This is a genomic window from Actinomadura sp. GC306, from assembly GCF_004348665.1.
Lineage (GTDB): Bacteria > Actinomycetota > Actinomycetes > Streptosporangiales > Streptosporangiaceae > Spirillospora.
This window is the reverse complement of record NZ_SMKM01000048.1, coordinates 12,503-30,187: the sequence shown is the minus strand read 5'-3', so window position 1 is coordinate 30,187 and position 17,685 is coordinate 12,503. Positions and strand designations below refer to the sequence as shown.

The following is a 17,685-nucleotide window of genomic DNA, read 5'->3' as shown; positions in this document are numbered from 1 at the left end:
GGGGCGGTGACCTCGGTCGCGGCGGGCTTCACGATCTTGCGGTCGGTGACCTTGTAGACGAACTGCTGCTCGCGGGTGTCGATCAGGATCTCGTCGCCGCGGTCGAGTTCGCCGAGCCGGTTGAAGGGGGCGGAGTAGGTCGTCCGGTGGCCGGAGACGACGAAGTTGCCGACCTCGCCGGGCAGCGCCGTACCGGGGTAGTGGCCGGGGCCCTTGCGGAGGTCGCCGGGGTCCACGCCCTCGATCACGACGAACTTCCAGTCGTCGCCGAAGCGGGGGATGCGGATCATCGCGAGGCCCTTGCCCAGCTTCACCCGCTCGGTGGTGACCTTGTCGGACCGCCATGTGGTCAGCAGTTCGTCGCCGAGGCGGTCCTGCTCGCCCTGGGTGTACCGGCCGGTGCCCCAGAGCCCGTAAGCGACGAAGAGCGTGAAGACCAGGCCGGCGGTGATGGTCAGTTCGCCCATGCCACGGATCAGCGTCCGCACCGGGGTGCACCCTCCTTCTCAGTCCGGCACCGTAGCGTGCTTCATCGCCACGTTGCCGGTGTAGGGCGGCAGCGTGGCCCTGCGCACGGTCCGCACCGAGTAGCCGAGCCCGTACGCGCGGACGTACCTGCGGTAGACGGCGACCTCGGGGGACGCGCCGAGCGCCGCGCGGAGCCGGTCCGGGTCGCCGACGGCGGTGATCCGGAACGGCGGGGAGTACACGACGCCCTGGAGGATCAGGGTATTGCCCACGCAGCGGACGGCGCTCGTCGAGATCACCCGCTGGTCCATGATCTGCATCGCTTTCGCGCCGCCGGCCCACAGGGCGTTCACGACGGCCTGGACGTCGCTCTCGTGGACGACGAGGTCGTCGGGCCGGACGTCGCGGGGCGGCGAGCCGGACTTGGGCCGCGGCGCGTCGTCCAGCGAGACGCGCAGGGCAGGGCCGCTGTACGGGGTGAAACCGGCGAGGGCGGCGAGCCGGTCGGCCTCGGCGCGGGCTTCTTTCACTCTTGCGTCGTGACGTCCGGCCGAACGCGAGATACGGTCGATGTCATGGCGGAGGCGCCGGTACTCGGCGCGCTCCTGGCGGCTCCGGCGCTGCTCCGCGGCGATGAGCTCGGTGATCTCGGTGCGGCCCTGCTCGCGCAGGCTCGTGCCGCGGGCCGTGCTCGCGCTCGCCGCGAACAGCGTTCCCGCGAGGAGGGTGAGGACCGGAATGATGCTTCCCCACGCTGGACGCCGTACTCTGCTCACCAGCGACTACGCTAACCGACAAACCACCCATGCGCGGTCCGGCGCTCCGGCCGCCGGACGCCCGAGGAGATCGACCCACCGTGGCCAAGTCCAAGACGCGTAAGAAGGCCGTTTACACGCCCCCGCAGAAGTCCAAGGCCCCCGAGGTCAGCCCCCGCTGGCTGGTGCCGACGATGGTCGGGCTCTGGATCGTCGGGCTGCTGTGGATCGCCGTCTTCTACGTGACGGCGAGCACCGGCACCGAGGTGCCGTACATGACCGACCTGCACAACTGGAACCTCGGCATCGGCTTCACGGCCATCATTCTCGGCGTGATCCTGTCCACCAAGTGGCGCTGAGGGTTATCCACAGGCAGGGACGGCAGGCTCCCGGTTGTCCCCAGGTTATCCACAGGCGCGGACGCCCGCTGCGGGGCGTCCGCGCTTCTACGGCTACCCGATGGACGGGCTGAGTTCCGCCGTCCGGACGACCACGAGGGCGACCAGCACCGCGAAGGTGAGGAGCGGCGCCCCGATGTGCAGCAGGCGCCGCTGCGCGGCCGGCGCGTACGCGTAGGCCGCGGCCAGCACGGCGCCGACCACGAGGCCGCCGACGTGGCCCTCCCAGGAGATGCCCGGCACCGAGAACGTGATCACCAGGTTGATCACCAGCAGCACCACGATCGGCCCGACCGGCCCGCCCAGCTTCCGGCCGACGACGAAGAACGCGCCGAACAGGCCGAAGATCGCGCCGGACGCGCCGACCGCCGACGACGACGGGGCGCCCACCATGTACAGCAGGACCGAGCCGCCCAGTCCCGACAGCACGTAGAGGGCGAGGAACCGCCACCGGCCGAGCACCTGCTCCAGCGCGGGGCCGATCGCGTACAGCGCCCACATGTTGAACAGGATGTGGGTGATGCCGAACGTGCCGCCGCGCTGGTGCAGGAACATCGTGGTGAACAGCCGGTACCACTCGCCCTCGGCGACCCCGCCGACGTCGCCGTCGGGCAGCAGCCCGCGGCCGAGCATCATGAACTCCCACACGACCCGCCACGACGCGAGCTCGGCCAGGTAGGCGAGCAAGCAGGCGGCGATGAGCGTGTACGAGACGACGGGCACCGCGGACGTGGAGCCCCGCGCGCCGATGGGCGTCCGCGGCACCGCCTTGCGGATGCTGCGGTTCCCCTCGGCGACGCATTCGACGCACTGGTGTCCCACCGCGGCGTCGCGCATGCACTCGGGGCAGATGAAGCGGTCGCACCGCGTGCAGCGCACGTACGTCTCCCGGCCCGGATGCCGGTAGCAGGTCGGCACCGAGGTCTCGGGGGCGGGACTGTGGTCTGTGCTCATCTGGGCTCCGTGTGGACCGGTCTCACGCGTTCTCGGCTCTCACCGTATGAAACGTCTAACGGCGCTCGATCGTCACCGACTGGATGACGACGTCCTCCCGCGGGCGGTCGCCCGGGGCGGTCGGGACCTGCCCGATGCGGTCGACGACGTCGGTGCCCTCGATCACCTTGCCGAAGATGGTGTGCCGGCCGGTGAGGTGCTGGGTGTGCGCGACGCTCAGCGTGATGAAGAACTGGGAGCCGTTGGTGCCCGGCCCGGCGTTGGCCATGGCCATCAGGTAGGGCCGGTCGAACTTCAGGTCGGGGTGGAACTCGTCCTTGAACTCGTAGCCCGGCCCGCCGGTGCCGGTGCCCAGCGGGTCCCCGCCCTGGAGCATGAACTGGCTGATGACGCGGTGGAAGATCGTGCCGTTGTAGAGCGGCGCGTCGGTCTTCTGGCCGGTCCGCGGGTCGCGCCAGGTCCGGTTGCCCTCCGCGAGGTCGACGAAGTTCGCCACCGTCTCGGGAGCGTGCTCGGGGTACAGCTGGACCACGATCTTGCCGAGCGACGTGTTGAGCGTCGCGAAGATCTCGTTGGCCATGTCGGCCACCTCTCGTTGGAGTCGGTTTGTACGTCTGTACGTGGGGTCTCCGGCCGCACCCTCGAAGTCACCCTGCGTATCCACCTGGACACTCATGCGGGGTTTACCCCCCTGACTCCGGGAAGGCTGACGGCAGGACCTCGCAAACAGGGAGGTTAGCGTGTCCCTAATGATCAGTATCCGCCGTAAGCCGCAGGAGGAGGTTCTCACGCGGTTCGACCGCGTGCAGGAGGCCGCCCGGCAGGCCGCCCACCAGGGCTCCGGCATGTACCGGCAAGGCGCCGTGATGTGCCGGCAGGGCGTCTCCTCCGCTGCGGAGCGGATCAGGCCCGCCGCGGACGAGCGGGTGATGGCCGTCCGTGGCTGGAGCGCACCGAGGCTCCGGCAGGCGGCCCGGTACGTGGAGACCGGGCTCGCACCGCGGGTGAGCACGTTCTTGAGCGACACCGCCCAGCGGGTGGAACCCCCGCGGCACACCAAGTCCGGCCGCAGTGCCTTCTTGGCGATGATGGGCGTTGTCACGGCCATCGGCGTGGCCGGTGTGGTCGCCACGAGGCGCGACACCATCCGCGACATGGCCAAGGGTTCCGGTGAGCACGCGGGGGACGCCACGTCGGCGGACTCCATGACGGTCACCGGCGCCGATGTCGACGGTCAGGTGCATTCTCCGCATTAGCGCGGGGAGCACGTGTTTTCCGGTTGGAGGGCCTGGTCGGTACGGCCGGGCCCTCCGCCACGCGCGGACGAGATCAGCCGCGCACGGCATGGTGTGACTCTGGCATTCCTTCTGTCCCACCGTAGCTACCAACCGGTACGGTGAACGCCATGTCGCCGAAGCGCTCGCTCCCGCAGGTGCTGGCGGCCCGGGCCAGGCTCCGGGCGCGCCAGGGCGTGCACACGGCCGTGCACCGCACCTGGCAGTGGGTGCAGCGGCACGGAGAGATCACCCCGCACACGCCGGGCCGCCGCAAGTTCGCCTACCTGGGCGAGGGGGCCTGCATCGGCTTCCCCGTCGGGGCCATCTACGGCGAGCCGTGGATCTCGATCGGGGACCACACGCTCGTCGGCACGCACGTGACGATCTCGGCGGGCTTCGTCCCCGGCCTCGACCTCGGGCCCGACGTCGTCGTCCGCATCGGCGCGAGCTGCTCGCTCGGCCGCGGCACCCACATCGTCGGCCACCAGTCGATCGACATCGGGGACGACGTCTTCACCGGCCCCAACGTCTACATCACCGACCAGAACCACACCTACGGCGACCTGCACACGCCCATCGGGCGGCAGTGGCCGGAGAACAACCCCGTCGTCATCGGGGACGGCTGCTGGATCGGCACCGGCGCGATCATCCTGCCCGGCACCCGGCTCGGCCGGAACGTGGCCGTGGCGGGCGGCGCGGTCGTCCGCGGCGAGTTCCCCGACCACGCGGTCATCGGCGGTGTCCCCGCCAAGATCCTCCGCAGCCACGACAAGGAGAACGGCTGGCAGCCGCCACTGCGCAGCGACCCCCTGATGTCCCTGGACGAGCTGGCCGCGCTCTCCGTGGACGGCCTCGAAGGTCTCCAGATCCTGCAGGACAAACTCCGCGAGGAGAACGAGGCCCGCAACGCCCCCGTCCTCCGCGAAGAGGCCGGCTGACCCGGCACCCCGCCGGCCGGCCGGCGCATCGCGCCGATGTCCGGCACCACCGGCGGATCGAGTGCCTGCCCGCCCACCGAATCGCGGCGATGGTGCCGCTGCCTCCGTTGAAGCCCGTGGTCGGCTGGCGCAGTCGTTGACTTGCGGCGTGTTGTTGTTATGGAGCGCTTCATAACAACAACACGCCGCAAGTCAACGGAAGCGGTGGGGTGTTGAGGGTGGCGGAGTGTGGACATGGGTGGAGCCCCGCCGGTGGGGCGGGGCTCCGGGGGTCGTGCGGGTCAGTTGTAGCGGGCCGGGCGGGCGGCGCCGCGGCGGTTGCCGTGGGTGCCGCCGCCCGTGCGGGGGCCGCCACCGCGGCGCTCGCCACCGGAGTAGGAGGCGCGGTGCTCGCCCTCTCCGCGGGGACGGCCGCCGTCCTGGCGGTCGTACGGGCGCGATCCGCCCCGGCCGCCGCCGAAGCCGCGGCCGCCGCGGCGGCCACCGCCCTGGCGGCCCCGGCCGCCGCCGCCTTCGCGGCGCGGACGCTCGGGGATGATCGGGCCTTCGATCGGGATGCCGGACGGCGGGCGGGCGCCGGTCAGCTTGACCAGCTCCGCGTCGCCGGTGGAGACCCGGGTGCGGGGCGCGTTGATGCCGGCGCGGCGCGTCATCGCGGACGTGGCGCGCACCTGGTGCGGCAGGACGAGCGTGACGACCGTCCCGCTCTCGCCGGCGCGGGCGGTGCGGCCCGCGCGGTGCATGTAGTCCTTGCTGTCGGCGGGCGGGTCGACGTGCATGACGAGCGACACGTCGTCCACGTGGATGCCGCGGGCGGCGACGTCGGTGGCGACCAGCACGCTGATCGAGCCCTCGCGGAACTCGGCGAGCGTGCGGGTGCGCAGCCCCTGGCTCTTGCCGCCGTGCAGGCCCGCCGCGCGGACGCCGACCTGGACGAGCTGCTTGGCGAGCCGGTCGACGCCGTGCTTGGTGCGGGCGAACAGGATCGTCCGGCCCTCGCGGTTGGCGATCTCGGCGGTGACGGCGGCCTTCTCCTTGGGCGCCACCAGCAGGAGGTGGTGCTCCATGGTGTCGACGGACTCGTCGACCGGGCCGATCGCGTGCGTCACGGGGTCGTTCAGGTAGCGCTTGACGAGGACGTCGACGTCCTTGTCCAGGGTGGCGGAGAACAGCAGCCGCTGCCCGCCGGGCTTGGCGGCGTCAAGGATGTCGGTGACGTCGGGCAGGAAGCCCATGTCGGCCATGTGGTCGGCCTCGTCCAGCACGGCGATCTCGATGTCGGACAGGTCGCATGCGCCCTGGCGCATCAGGTCCTTGAGGCGGCCGGGGGTGGCGACGAGGACCTCGACGCCGCGGCGCAGCGCGTCGATCTGCTTGAACATCGAGGTCTGGCCGATGACGGTCTTGAACCGGAGGCCGAGGCCGCGGCCGAGCGGCTCCAGGTTCGTCTGGACCTGCTGGGCCAGCTCGCGGGTCGGCACGAGGATGAGCGCCAGCGGGCGCTTCGGGGCGGCCTTGCGGCCGGAGAGGCGGGCGAGCAGCGGCAGACCGAACGCGAGGGTCTTGCCGGAGCCCGTCTTACCGCGCCCGAGGACGTCGCGCCCCGCCATGACGTCGGGGATCGCGGCGGCCTGGATCGGGAACGGGGCGTCAATGCCCTGACGGGTCAGGGCGGTCACCATCGCCGGCGGCATGCCGAGCTCGGTGAAGGAGGGAACCCGCTCCTCGTCCGCGGTGGCGGGCATGGACGGGTTCTGTGCAGCGGCAGCTGTGGTCACGCATTACCTTCCGAGAGGGGGGCACGTCTCGGGAGGCACCACGGAGTATGTGGGCTACAAGGACGAGCCTGACGCCATGGGGGCGCCGAAGAGTGATTCCTAGAGTCTAACGTCGCCGGACCGCCTCCTTATGCCCTGTCCCCGCCGGAACATTCGGTGTCAGCGCTTTTCTGGCGTGTCTCCAGTCACAGAAGACGGCGGTCAAGGGAGCGGTGAGCGGGTCGGGAGAACGCCGGACGACCCCTTCGCCGGTCTCGACCGGGAGCCCCTCGCGGGCCCAGTACTCGAAGCCCCCGATCATCTCCTTCACCGGAAAGCCGAGCTTGGCGAACTCCAGGGCGGCCTTCGTCGCACCGTTGCAGCCGGGCCCTGCCGCTGCTGGAGGAGGCGGCACACCGGTCGAGGAGCCCGGCGCCGCGGTCGGCTTCGAGAGCCCGGGGACGTTCCGGCACCATTTCGCGCGGGCGATGAAGACCTCACCGTCCGCCTACCGCCGCACCTTCCTGACCTCGGGCCCTGACCCCGGGCCGGCCGAGCGCGCGCCGCTGAGAAGGGCGTTACCGGGCGGGGACGGGGCTCTGGCGGTCGACCTCGCGTGCGATCACCATGACCATCTCGTCGAAGGCGGCGACGCCGTAGCGGGACCGGACGGCGGAGTACAGGCCCTTGCGGGCGGCCTCCTTGAGCATCCAGCTCAGGTCGGTGTGCACCGGCAGCCGGCCGAGGGCCAGTTCGTCGTGCGCGTGCCGGGTGACCCGGAGCAGGTCCGGGTGACCCGCCGCTTCGGAGAGGATCATGCGCGTCGCGTCCCTGAGGTCCATGCCGCGAGTTTAGACGGGAGCGCGACGCCGCCGCCGGGTCCTTCTCCACGGCGGCGGACGCCCGAGATGTCCACATGCTGCCGAATACGGTCATCTAACCGGGGGGTAACTCCGCTTCGTGTTCGGCGGGTTCTTGGTGTGGTTCGGGGAGCCGTCTCTGGCAGGCGTCCCGGGGGGATCGGGGACGGTTCTACTCCGAGGTCAGGGCGTCCGCCGGGAGGGTCGGCCGCGGCGGGTGGGATAGGGAGACTCCTAATGCGGGGGCGGGCTGACCGGCTGCCGGCACTAACAAGACTTGCCAGATCATCTTCTTAAACAAGTCAATGTTTGATCGTTGATCGGGTCAGTGAGCCTTGTTAACGTGCCTCGGCGTGGGGTGCACGGCCTTGTTCCCCGGCCATGTGATCCCTAATTCGCTGTGCAACGCCCGATCCGTCCGCCCACGAACCACGAACCGTTCCTGCGTGAATTCCCGTCACCATCGGGAAGACGCACTCAACTACACCCGACCCATGAAGTAGTCAGGTGAACGGTATTTCTCAATGACGATCCAATCTGCCGAGGAAGAAATCGACCGCACCCTGGGGAGGCGAATCCTCTCGTTCGCCCGCAGCCCGCTCTTCCAGGGTGACGCCCAGGTACTGCACCCGCCCAACCCCTACCGCCGGATGCTGGTTCCGGACGCGCTCGCCGAGGCCGACTTCGACCGGCCGCCCGCCGCGGACGAGTGGGCCGCGCACCGCTCGCTCAGCGCGCACCGGCTGCTCGGCACCTTCTACGAGGCCGAAACGGTGCTGCTCCCAGAACAGGGACTCGCTCCCCTGCACGCCGACTTCGACCTCTTCTACGGCTCTGAGCTGCGCGAACTACGAGAATCGTCCGTCTCGGCGCTGGAACGTTTCGCGTTCGCCTGCCTGGACGACGCCGTGGACGTCAGCGGCGCCGCCACCCCCGAGGTCCTGGACGCCTACTTCCAGCACGTCGTCGCCGAGGCGGAGAACGGTCCATCGCCGGCGCTGGCCGCCATCGCCGAGGCACGCGACCGGGAGAGCGCCGCCGACCTGTACCTGGTGCAGCTCGCGCTCGACGGGCTCACCGAGGCGTCCGCGATGTCGCGCAACCTCGCCGGCGCCTACGGCCCCGAGCAATCCGCGCTGTTCAAGATCTTCATCGACGAATTCGGATACGGGGTCTACGACGCCAAGCACACCACCATCTTCGCGAAGATGCTGCGCAGCCGCGCGATGGCGACCCACGTGCACGCGTACTGGAACTTCTACCTCTCCGGTCCGCTGGCCACGAACAACTACTATTACTACCTGTCCCGCGATCATGCGAAGTTCTTCCGATACGCGGGCGCGGTGACCTATGCGGAAGCGGTTTTCGCTCCCGCGTTCGTGGAGATGGTCAAAGTCTTCCGCGATATCTTCGGCGATTCCGTCGATCTGCATTACTGCGACGAGCACGCGCACATCGACGAGCACCACGGGCGCATCACCAGGGAGGAGGTGCTGCTCGCCCTGGCCGCCAGGCACGGCCCGCGGGTCGTGCCGGAGCTGATGCGCGGCGTCGCCGAGGCCCGGCTCATCGGCGGCTGGTTCGAGGACGACACCGCCGCTCAGATCCGCTGGTCCGATGACCTGCCCCGGCACCGGGAACTCGCGGGAACGGTCCGGCTCGGGCCGGAGCCGCGGCGGGTCGCGCTGACGCCGGACAGCCCGTTCGGGACGCGGAGCCACGACGACTCCATGGTTTTGGAGGTCGAGCGCGGCGAGGTGGAGCTCATCACCACCCCGACCGGCCCGCCCGAGCGGCTGACCCGCGGCGACGTGATGCTGATCCCGGCCGGCCGGCTCTACGGAATGCGGGCGATGGCCTCCGGGAGCGGCTGTCTGCTCCATACCGTGACCCCCGACGGCTGATCCCCCGCCGGGCGTCGTGTCGGAACGGCGTCCCTCGCGTACGCAAGTCGCCGGTGAGGCCGGACCTCGCCGGACACCCGACCCCGTACTCCGGTTTCGCATGCCCGCACCGCGCCGGTCAGCCCCCCGCCCGTCATCCGGCCGTGCCCGAACGACAAGAGGAGCCGATGGCCCGCGTCATCGTCATGGATCTGAGCCGCCACAACACCGTGCTGGTCGGCCACGACCGCTATTTCGTCCTGCACACCGAAGGGCGGTCGCTGCTCGTCCTCGACCGCTGCCCGCACCGGGGCGGGCCGCTGAGCCTGGCCCGCCGCACCCCGGACGGGCGGCGCCTGAGCTGCCCCTGGCACGGCACCAAGGTCGGTGTCGCCGCCGTGAAGCGCACCAGCCTGCCGATGGTCCGCAGCGGCGACGAGGCCGTCGTCGTCCTCCCGGACGGGGACGGCGGCGAACCGGTCTCGGTCATCCGCAAGGAGGTCCTGGCCAACCTGCCGCCGGGCGCACCCTGCGCGGCCGGCGGGACGGACGGCGAGGCGGCCGGCGCCGGGGAGGCCGCGTCCCGATGACACTCGCCGACCGCTCATCACCTGGTCCCAACCGAGGAGGCACGGTCGTGGAACCGACAGAAGCAGACCTGATGGATCCCGTCGCGGAGGTCCACGCCGACGACCTGGAGATCGCGCACTTCCTGCGCTGGGGACGCGACCTCCACCACCAGGGCCGCTACGAGGACGCCGCCAAGGCGTACGAGCTCATCCTCGGCCTGGATCGCGACAACGAGGAGGCGCGGATCGGCCGCAACCGCGCCGTCCGCCGCGCCGTCCCGCGCTGGCACTGGGAGATGCTGCACGACGAGGAGCGCGCGGAGCTGTACGACCGGGCGATCCGGCAGGCGGTCGCGGCGGACCCGGACGCGCTGGTCCTCGACATCGGCGCGGGCTCGGGCCTGCTGGCGATGATGGCCGCGCGGGCGGGCGCGCGCCGGGTCGTGGCGTGCGAGGGGCAGCCGGCCGTCGCCGAGACGGCCTCCCGCGTCGTGCGGGTCGCCGGGTACGACGATGCGGTCAGCGTCGTGCCGAAGATGTCCACCCGGATGACCGTGCCGGAGGACCTGCCCCGGCGCGCCGGCCTGCTGGTCACCGAGATCGTCGACTGCGGGCTGCTGGGCGAGGGCATCCTCGGCACGATCGCGCACGCCCGCGAGCACCTGCTCGCCCCGGACGCGACGATCATGCCCGCGCGGGGCCGGATCATCGCGCAGCTCGTGGAGAGCGAGCCGCTGCACCGCAAGAACCACGTGGGCAAGCTCTACGGGTTCGACCTGGCGCAGTTCAACCGGCTGTCGACGCTGGAGTACTTCGACTCCCGCCTCCACCGACACGAGCACCGGGCCCTGTCGGACCCGCTGACCGTGTTCGACTTCGACTTCTACACCGCGGACGCGACGCCCCGCAGCACCGAGCTGCGGGTCCGTCCCACCGCCGCGGGACGGCTGCACGCGATCGCGTTCTGGTTCGAGATGGAGCTGCTCCCCGGGATCACGATCGGCAACGCGCCCGGCCACGACTCGCACTGGAAGCAGGCGATCCAGTGCCTGCCCGTGCCGGTGCTCGTGCAGCCCGGCGAGGAGGTCGTGCTGGACGCGGCGCACGACGGGGAGTGCGTCCGCTTCACCGTCCGCACCGGAAGCGAGCCCGGCCCGGACCGCGATGCCAGGGAGGCGGCGCGATGACGATCACCACGACGGGGCGGTCCACCGCGTCCACCGCCTTCGCCGAGTACTGCGCGCAGCGGATCTTCCAGCCGGGCCCGGAGGTGTTCATCGAGGGGAACCCGTTCCGGCGGCCGATCGGCCCGCCCGGCACCGGCGACCGGGACTTCTCCGTCCCGGCCACCGAGGCGGAGTTCCTGGGCTCCGGGCAGCTCATCGCGGGCCGCGCGCTGTGCAACGCCTACGAGAGCGACATGATCCTGCTGCCCGCCGGGGGCCTCGCGCCGGTCAAGGACGACTTCGACCTGTTCTACGGCGACGAGGTGCGGCGGCTGCGCGACCGGGTCCGGCCCGGCCTGGAGCGCTACGCCTTCTCGTTCCTGGACGACGCCGTCCCCGTCCCGCCGGTGCGGACCCTGGAGGAGCTGCAGGAGTACTTCCTCACCGAGGTCGGCGCGGCGGGGGCGCCCGCCGACGCGTCCGGGAACAACCCGGCGGTGGACGCGGCGGCGCCGGTGGCCGGCACGATGCGGGCCATCACCGAGTGCCGGCACCCGGAGGAGGCCGCGGCGCTGCACCTGATCCAGCTCGCGCTGGACGCGCTGACCGAGGCGTCCGCGATGGCGCGCAACCTGGGCGGGTCGTACGGCGTCGAGCAGTCCGAGCTGTTCAAGATCTTCAACGACGAGTTCGGCTACGGGGTCTACGGCGCCAAGCACAGCACGATCTTCAAGGAGATGCTGGCGAGCGTCGGGCTGCGCACCGACCTGCACGCGTACTGGAACTTCTACCTCACCAGCTCCCTGGTCGGGGTGAACTACTTCAACTGGCTCACCGAGGACCACCGCGGGATGTTCCGCTACATGGCCGCGGTGACCTACCTGGAGTGGCTGTTCGCCCAGGGGTTCGCCGACACCGGGGCGATGCTCCGCGCCGTCTACGGCGACCGAGTGGACGCGAAGTACTGCGACGAGCACGCGCACATCGACGTCCACCACGGGCGGATGACGTACGAGAACCTCCTGCTGGGGCTGGCCCGCACCCACGGCGAACTGGTCATCCCCGAGCTGGTGCGCGGGATCGAGGACACCAAGCTCCTGCTGCGCCTCGGCGACGCCGACTTCCGCGCGCAGATCGCCTGGGCCGACTCCCTCGACGACGCCACCCGGGCGGGCGCGTCGCTGGCGTCCGCCGGACGGGACGACGCCGTCGCGAGCACCCTGCGCCCCGGCGACCCGTTCTGCACCGGCGTGCACGACACCGACCGGCTCATCGAGGTCACCGCCGGCGAGGTCGACGTGTACGCGTGGGCCACCGAGACCCCGCACCGCCTCGGAAGAGGCGACGTGCTGCTGGTGCCGCGGGGCCGGCTGCACGGGCTGAAAGCGGCCTCGCCCGAGGCGCGCGTGACCGCACGAACCGCCGAAAGGACGTCCCACGATGGCTGAGGACTTCATGACCGCGACCACCGTGCCGGTCGGCTCGTACAACGAGTGGGACCCGCTCGAAGAGGTGATCGTCGGTGTCGTCGACGGGGCCGCGGTGCCGCCGTGGCACCCGGCCGTCGAGGCGACGGTGCCGCCGGAGGCGTGGGACTTCTACCGGCGCAACGGCGGCGGCGGTTTCCCCCGGGACCAGGTCGAGGCGGCCCACGAGGAACTCGAAGGCTTCGTGTCGATCCTGGAGGGCGAGGGGGTGACGGTGCGGCGCCCCGACCCGGTCGACCAGTCGCGGACGTTCGGCACCGCCGACTGGTCGTCCACCGGCGGGTCGTCGCACACCTTCCCCCGCGACATCGCGCTCGTCGCCGGCGACCAGATCGTCGAGGCGACGATGGGGTGGCGGTCGTACTACTTCGCGACCCACCCCTTCCGGACGATCTTCAAGGACTACTTCCGGCGCGGCGCGCGCTGGGTGGCGGCACCGAAGCCGCAGCTCACCGACGCGTCCTACAACCCCGGGTACGCGGCGGCCAAGCCGGCGACGCCGTCGCCGGACGACCCGTTCCCGGACGCGACGTCCGTGATCACCGAGTTCGAGCCGATCGTGGACGCGGGCGACTTCATGCGGTTCGGCCGCGACATCCTCGTCCAGCGCAGCCACGTCACCAACCGGTTCGGCATCGAGTGGGTGCGGCGGCTGCTCGGCGACGAGTTCCGGGTGCACGAGGTGGCGTTCCTGGACGACCACCCGATGCACCTCAACGCCACGTTCGTCCCGCTGCGGCCCGGCCGGGTGCTGATCAACCCCGAACGCGTGCCCGAGATGCCGGAGATGTTCGCCGACTGGGACGCGCTGGTCTGCCCCGAGCCCGCCATCCCCGCCGACCAGACCATGTACTTCTGCAGCCGCTGGATCGCGATGAACACCCTGATGCTCGACCAGGACCGCATCTTCGTGGAGGCGCAGGAGACCGAGCTGCTGCGGCTGCTGGAGAAGGAGGGCTTCACCCCGATCCCCGTCCCGTTCCGCACGGTCAACACGTTCGGCGGCGGGTTCCACTGCGCCACCCTCGACGTCCGCCGACGCGGCGCGCTTGAGGACTACTTCACGTCCTGACCGGCCACCGGGTGCCCGCCGGCGCGGCGGGCACCCCATCGAGGAGAACCAACGATGGCGACACACGACCGCCCCCACCTGCTCGTGATCGCGACGGGCTGGCGGGTCTACCGCGAGTACCTGCTGCGGTCGATCGGCGAGCGGTTCCGGGTCCACCTCTTCCACGTCGCCGAGCCGACCTGGGAGAAGGAGTACATCACCGGGTGGACGGTGGTGCCGAGCACCATCGACGGCCCGGCGATGGCGGCGGAGGCCCTGCGGCTGGCCGGGCGCGAGCCGGTCGACGGAGTGCTGTGCTGGGACGAGGCGCGCATCCTGCCGGCCGCCCACGTCACCGAGGCGCTCGGCCTGCCCGGCGGCGGGCCCGACGCGGTCCTGCGGGTGCGGGACAAGGGCCGGACCCGCACGGCCCTCGACGCCGCCGGCGTGCCGCAGCCGCGCTCGGCCCCGGTGACGACGCTCGACGAGGCGCTCCGCGCGGCCGAGGAGATCGGCTACCCGGTCGTCCTGAAACCGCGCGGTCTCGCCGCCAGCCTCGGCGTCGTCCGGGTCAAGGACGCCGGCGAGCTCCGCGACCGCTTCGCGTTCTCACTCTCGGCCAAGGCACCGGACCCGGTCGGGCTGGACATGCCCACGCCGCTGCTGGTCGAGGAATGCGTCACCGGCGAGGAGATCAGCGTCGATGCCGTCGTGCGGCACGGCGAGGTCACCGCGCTCTACATCGGCCGCAAGGTCGTCGGCTACCCGCCCTACATGGAGGAGGTCGGGCACGTCGTCGCGGGCGACGACCCCCTGCTGACCGACGGCGTTCTGCTGGACGCCCTGCAGAGCGCCCACACCGCCCTGGACTTCCGCGACGGCTGGACGCACACGGAGTTCATCCTCACCGCCGACGGCCCGAAGCTGATCGAGGTGAACGGGCGGCTCGGCGGCGACATGATCCCCTACCTCGGCATGCTGGCGACGGGCATCGACCCCGGTCACGCCGCGGCGGCGGCCGCGTGCGGGCTGGACCCGGACGTCACCCCGGCGCACGCGAAAGCCGCGGGCATCCGCTTCTTCTACCCGTCGCACGACGACACGACCATCGCGTCGGTCGGCTTCGACCCGGACCGGCTTCCGGCGGAGATCGACCAGGTGTCGCCGATGGTCCTTCCCGGCACGGTCGTGTCACCGCCGCCGAAGGGGATCGTGCTCGGCCGCATCGCCTTCGCGACCGCGGTGGCCGGCACGGTGCCCGAATGCCACGAGGCGCTCCAGGCCGCCGGAGCGGCCCTCGTGGTCGAGACCGGCGCCCCTGAGGACAACGCTGCACAGAGCGAGGAACCGGCGTGAGCGCCACCGGAGAGCACGCGACCGTCCTCGGCACCGTCCGGGAGATGCCGAGGACGGTCCGCGTCCTCGTCGTCGGCAACTTCATCACCAGCCTCGCGGCCTTCCTCAACGCGTTCCTGGTGCTGTTCCTGACCCACCGGGGCTTCTCCGCCTTCGACGCCGGGGTGGCCTTCACCGCGCTGATGGTCGGCCGGATCTCCGGGACGGCCGTCGGCGGCGCGGTCGCCGACCGCATCGGCTACCGCCTCGTCATCGTGTGGTCGATGTTCGGCTCGGCGGTGCTGACGGCGCTGCTCGTGCACGCCCCGAACCTGTGGACGGCGGTGCTCGTCGCCGGGCTCGCCGGCCTGTTCAACCAGGCGTACCGGCCCGCGGCGCAGGCGTGGGTGGTCGAGCTCACCCCGATGAACCGCCAGGTCATGGTCTTCTCGTTCCTGCGGCTGACCTTCAACCTCGGGTCCACGCTGGGGCCGCTCGGCGCGGCGCTGCTGCTCGTGTACGCGTCGTACAACGTCCTGTTCTACGCGGACGCGGCCGGTTCGCTGGTGTTCGGCCTGTTCGCGCTGGTGGCCCTCAAGTCCGGCTCGCCGGGCGAGTCCCCGTCCGAGACCGCCCGGACGGCCGGGGACGGCGCGGAGGCCGTCCCCGGGGGCGGCTACCGCAGGGTGCTCGGCGACGGCCGCTTCGTGCTGTTCATCGCCGGGCTGTTCCTGACCGCGATCACCTACATCCAGGTCTCGGCGACGCTGCCGCTGTTCGTGCAGAGCATCGGGCACACCGAGCGCCTCTACGCCGTGCTGCTCGCGATCAACGGCTTCGTGGTGATCGTCTTCGAGGTGCTGCTGTCGAAGTGGACGCAGAAGCTGCCGATCGGGCTGCCGATGACGATCGGCATGGCGCTGCTCGGCGCCGGCTACCTGATGTACCTCGGACCCACGTCCGTCGGGCTGCTCGCCCTCGCGACGGTGGTGTGGACGTTCGGCGAGGTGGTCGCGGCGCCGTCGATGATGGCCTACCCCGGCATCATCGCGCCGTCGGGACTGCGCGCCCGCTACATCGCGGCGGCGACCGTCCCGCAGCAGGCCGGCTACGCGGTCGGCCCGCTGATCGGCGTCGCCGCCTGGCACGCGTGGGGGTCCGGCGTCTGGGTGCTGACCGGGTCGTTCGGGATCGTCGCGGCCGTGCTCGTCGCCGTCGGCGCGGGCCTGTCGCGCGCCCGGCCGGCCGACGAACCCGGCGAGCCGGACGAGCCCGAAGACCTGACGCCCGCGACGACGTCCAAGGGCGGCGACTGACGCACGCGCCCGTCCGCGCCCCGGCCTCCGGGACGCGGGCGGGCCACCCGCGGGCGACCGCGCAAACAACCAGGCAAGACCGGAGCAAGACCGGAGCAAGGGTGAACATCATGGACAGACCAGTCGTGGCGATCGTGCGGCCCTTCACCTCGGCGGCGATGGTCGCCCCCGCCCTGCGGGAGGCGGGGTTCAGCCCGGTGGCCGTCATGGACTACACGGGTCCGTCGCTGGCGCCGCTGCACTCCTCGCACGACCCCGGGGCCTATGACGCGGTCATCAACCACCACGGCGACATGGCCGGAACCATCGAGCGGCTCGGCGGGCTGCGGCCGATCGCCGTCATCCCCGGCGTCGAGGCGGCGCTGCGGCTCGCCCAGGAGTGCTCGGACGCGCTCGCCCCCGAGTTCTCCAACGTCCCCGAGCTGGTCGACGCCCGCCGCCACAAGTACCTTATGCACCAGGCGCTCACCGACGCCGGGCTGCCCGTCCCCCGGCAGATCTCCACCCGCGACCCAGAGGAGGTCGCCGCCTGGATCGAGCGCGAGGGGCTCGCCGGCAGGGACCTCGTCGTCAAGCCGCCGACCAGCGCCGGGACCGTCGGGGTGAGCCGCGCGCCCGGCGGCGAGGGCTGGCGCGAGCTGTTCACCTCGATGCTCGGCACCCGCGACAAGCTGGACGTGCTGGCCGAGGAGGTCCTCGTCCAGGAGATGATGACCGGCACCGAGTACGCCATCGACACCGTCAGCCACGACGGGCGGCACTCGATCACCGACATCATCAAGTACAAGCGGGTGCCGTTCGGCGAGGGCATCGCGGTGTACGACTGCGTGGAGTGGCTGCCCTACGACACCGGCGCCTACGGCGAGCTGATCGACTACGGGCTCGCCGCGCTGGACGCGGTCGGCCTGCGCAACTGGGCGGCGCACACCGAGATCATGATGACCCCGGACGGGCCGCGGCTGCTGGAGGTCAACGCGCGGCTGGCCGGCGCGGGCAACCCGGCGGTGACCGAGATCGCCACGGGGGAGAGCCAGGTCACCCGGATCGTGGACGTGTGCCGCGGCCGCGGCCCGCAACTGCCGCCCGGCTACACGCTGCGCCGCAACGTCATGGCGGTGTTCCTGATGTCGCACTCGACGGGGATCGTGCGGAACGCGGAGATCTACGACCAGGCCCGCGACCTGCCGAGCTACCACTCCGGGGTGCACGTGGTGGGCACGGGCGACCACGTGGACGCCAGCACCGACCTGTTCGCCAGCATGACGATGGGCTACATCATCCTCGCCCACGAGGACGCGGCGCAGATCCACGCCGACCGCGAGGCCATCCGCAAGATCGAGAAGGACCTGGTGGTCGACGCCGACGCCTGATCCGCCGCGGTTGCGCAGCCCCCGGGCCGACCGGCCCGGGGGCTGTGACGCATCGAACGGCCGCCGCATGTACTACAGCTCGTAGTATGTCTGACAGCATG

Annotated in this window: 17 protein-coding genes; 11 read left to right on the top strand and 6 right to left on the bottom strand. The window is 71.3% G+C overall.

Annotated features, from left to right (window positions below; all coding sequences use genetic code 11):
- Both E1200_RS10110 and E1200_RS10105 read right to left on the bottom strand, forming a co-directional pair.
- On the bottom strand, positions 1–488 hold a 488-nt coding region (locus E1200_RS10110), incomplete at its 3' end, for a class E sortase (protein WP_243708456.1).
- An 18-nt stretch (positions 489–506) separates the two neighbouring features.
- The gene (locus tag E1200_RS10105; protein ID WP_131951566.1) at positions 507–1,244 is read right to left on the bottom strand and encodes a DUF881 domain-containing protein; all 738 of its coding nucleotides are present in this window, start codon (positions 1,242–1,244) and stop codon (positions 507–509) included.
- An 80-nt stretch (positions 1,245–1,324) separates the two neighbouring features.
- Here E1200_RS10105 and E1200_RS10100 point away from each other — a divergent pair, with 80 nt between their 5' ends.
- On the top strand, positions 1,325–1,582 hold the full coding sequence (locus E1200_RS10100) for a cell division protein CrgA (RefSeq protein ID WP_243708455.1): 258 nt from the start codon (positions 1,325–1,327) through the stop codon (positions 1,580–1,582).
- Positions 1,583–1,675: 93 nt separating this feature from the next.
- Here the strand turns inward: E1200_RS10100 and E1200_RS10095 are convergent, their stop codons facing one another.
- Positions 1,676–2,575, bottom strand: a complete 900-nt coding sequence (locus E1200_RS10095; protein ID WP_131951564.1) for a rhomboid family intramembrane serine protease — start codon at positions 2,573–2,575, stop codon at positions 1,676–1,678.
- A gap of 55 nt (positions 2,576–2,630) precedes the next feature.
- On the bottom strand, positions 2,631–3,155 hold the full coding sequence (locus E1200_RS10090; RefSeq protein WP_131951563.1) for a peptidylprolyl isomerase: 525 nt from the start codon (positions 3,153–3,155) through the stop codon (positions 2,631–2,633).
- A 169-nt stretch (positions 3,156–3,324) separates the two neighbouring features.
- On the opposite strand from E1200_RS10090, the gene E1200_RS10085 reads away from it, so the two are divergent.
- Positions 3,325–3,831, top strand: a complete 507-nt coding sequence (locus E1200_RS10085; protein WP_131951562.1) for a hypothetical protein — start codon at positions 3,325–3,327, stop codon at positions 3,829–3,831.
- A 149-nt stretch (positions 3,832–3,980) separates the two neighbouring features.
- Positions 3,981–4,790 carry an acyltransferase gene (locus tag E1200_RS10080; protein ID WP_131951561.1) on the top strand — a complete coding sequence of 270 codons (810 nt, stop codon included), beginning with the start codon at positions 3,981–3,983 and terminating at the stop codon, positions 4,788–4,790.
- A 281-nt stretch (positions 4,791–5,071) separates the two neighbouring features.
- On the opposite strand, the gene E1200_RS10075 is transcribed toward E1200_RS10080, so the two are convergent.
- A complete protein-coding gene (locus tag E1200_RS10075) occupies positions 5,072–6,535 on the bottom strand; it encodes a DEAD/DEAH box helicase (RefSeq protein WP_131951567.1) in 1,464 nt (487 codons plus the stop codon).
- A gap of 590 nt (positions 6,536–7,125) precedes the next feature.
- Positions 7,126–7,389: a hypothetical protein gene (locus tag E1200_RS33620; RefSeq protein ID WP_165950266.1), complete on the bottom strand. Its 264-nt coding sequence runs from the start codon at positions 7,387–7,389 to the stop codon at positions 7,126–7,128.
- Between the two features lie 542 nt (positions 7,390–7,931).
- Here E1200_RS33620 and E1200_RS10060 point away from each other — a divergent pair.
- The 8 genes from E1200_RS10060 (at position 7,932) to E1200_RS10025 (ending at position 17,584) form a co-directional block, all read left to right on the top strand.
- Entirely contained in the window at positions 7,932–9,311 is a 1,380-nt protein-coding gene (locus tag E1200_RS10060) for an iron-containing redox enzyme family protein (protein WP_131951560.1), read from the top strand.
- Between the two features lie 143 nt (positions 9,312–9,454).
- Positions 9,455–9,880, top strand: a complete 426-nt coding sequence (locus E1200_RS10055; protein WP_131951559.1) for a Rieske 2Fe-2S domain-containing protein — start codon at positions 9,455–9,457, stop codon at positions 9,878–9,880.
- A gap of 47 nt (positions 9,881–9,927) precedes the next feature.
- Positions 9,928–11,046 carry a 50S ribosomal protein L11 methyltransferase gene (locus E1200_RS10050; RefSeq protein WP_207933273.1) on the top strand — a complete coding sequence of 373 codons (1,119 nt, stop codon included), beginning with the start codon at positions 9,928–9,930 and terminating at the stop codon, positions 11,044–11,046.
- On the top strand, positions 11,043–12,473 hold the full coding sequence (locus E1200_RS10045; RefSeq protein ID WP_131951557.1) for an iron-containing redox enzyme family protein: 1,431 nt from the start codon (positions 11,043–11,045) through the stop codon (positions 12,471–12,473). Before E1200_RS10050 ends, E1200_RS10045 begins: the two co-directional genes overlap by 4 nt.
- Entirely contained in the window at positions 12,466–13,584 is a 1,119-nt protein-coding gene (locus E1200_RS10040) for an amidinotransferase (RefSeq protein WP_131951556.1), read from the top strand. The genes E1200_RS10045 and E1200_RS10040 overlap by 8 nt, the downstream gene beginning before the upstream one ends.
- A 54-nt stretch (positions 13,585–13,638) precedes the next feature.
- Positions 13,639–14,919, top strand: a complete 1,281-nt coding sequence (locus E1200_RS10035) for an ATP-grasp domain-containing protein (protein ID WP_131951555.1) — start codon at positions 13,639–13,641, stop codon at positions 14,917–14,919.
- The gene (locus tag E1200_RS10030; RefSeq protein ID WP_131951554.1) at positions 14,916–16,214 is read left to right on the top strand and encodes an MFS transporter; all 1,299 of its coding nucleotides are present in this window, start codon (positions 14,916–14,918) and stop codon (positions 16,212–16,214) included. The genes E1200_RS10035 and E1200_RS10030 overlap by 4 nt, the downstream gene beginning before the upstream one ends.
- A 110-nt stretch (positions 16,215–16,324) precedes the next feature.
- A complete protein-coding gene (locus tag E1200_RS10025) occupies positions 16,325–17,584 on the top strand; it encodes an ATP-grasp domain-containing protein (RefSeq protein WP_131951553.1) in 1,260 nt (419 codons plus the stop codon).
- Positions 17,585–17,685: the final 101 nt, after the last annotated feature.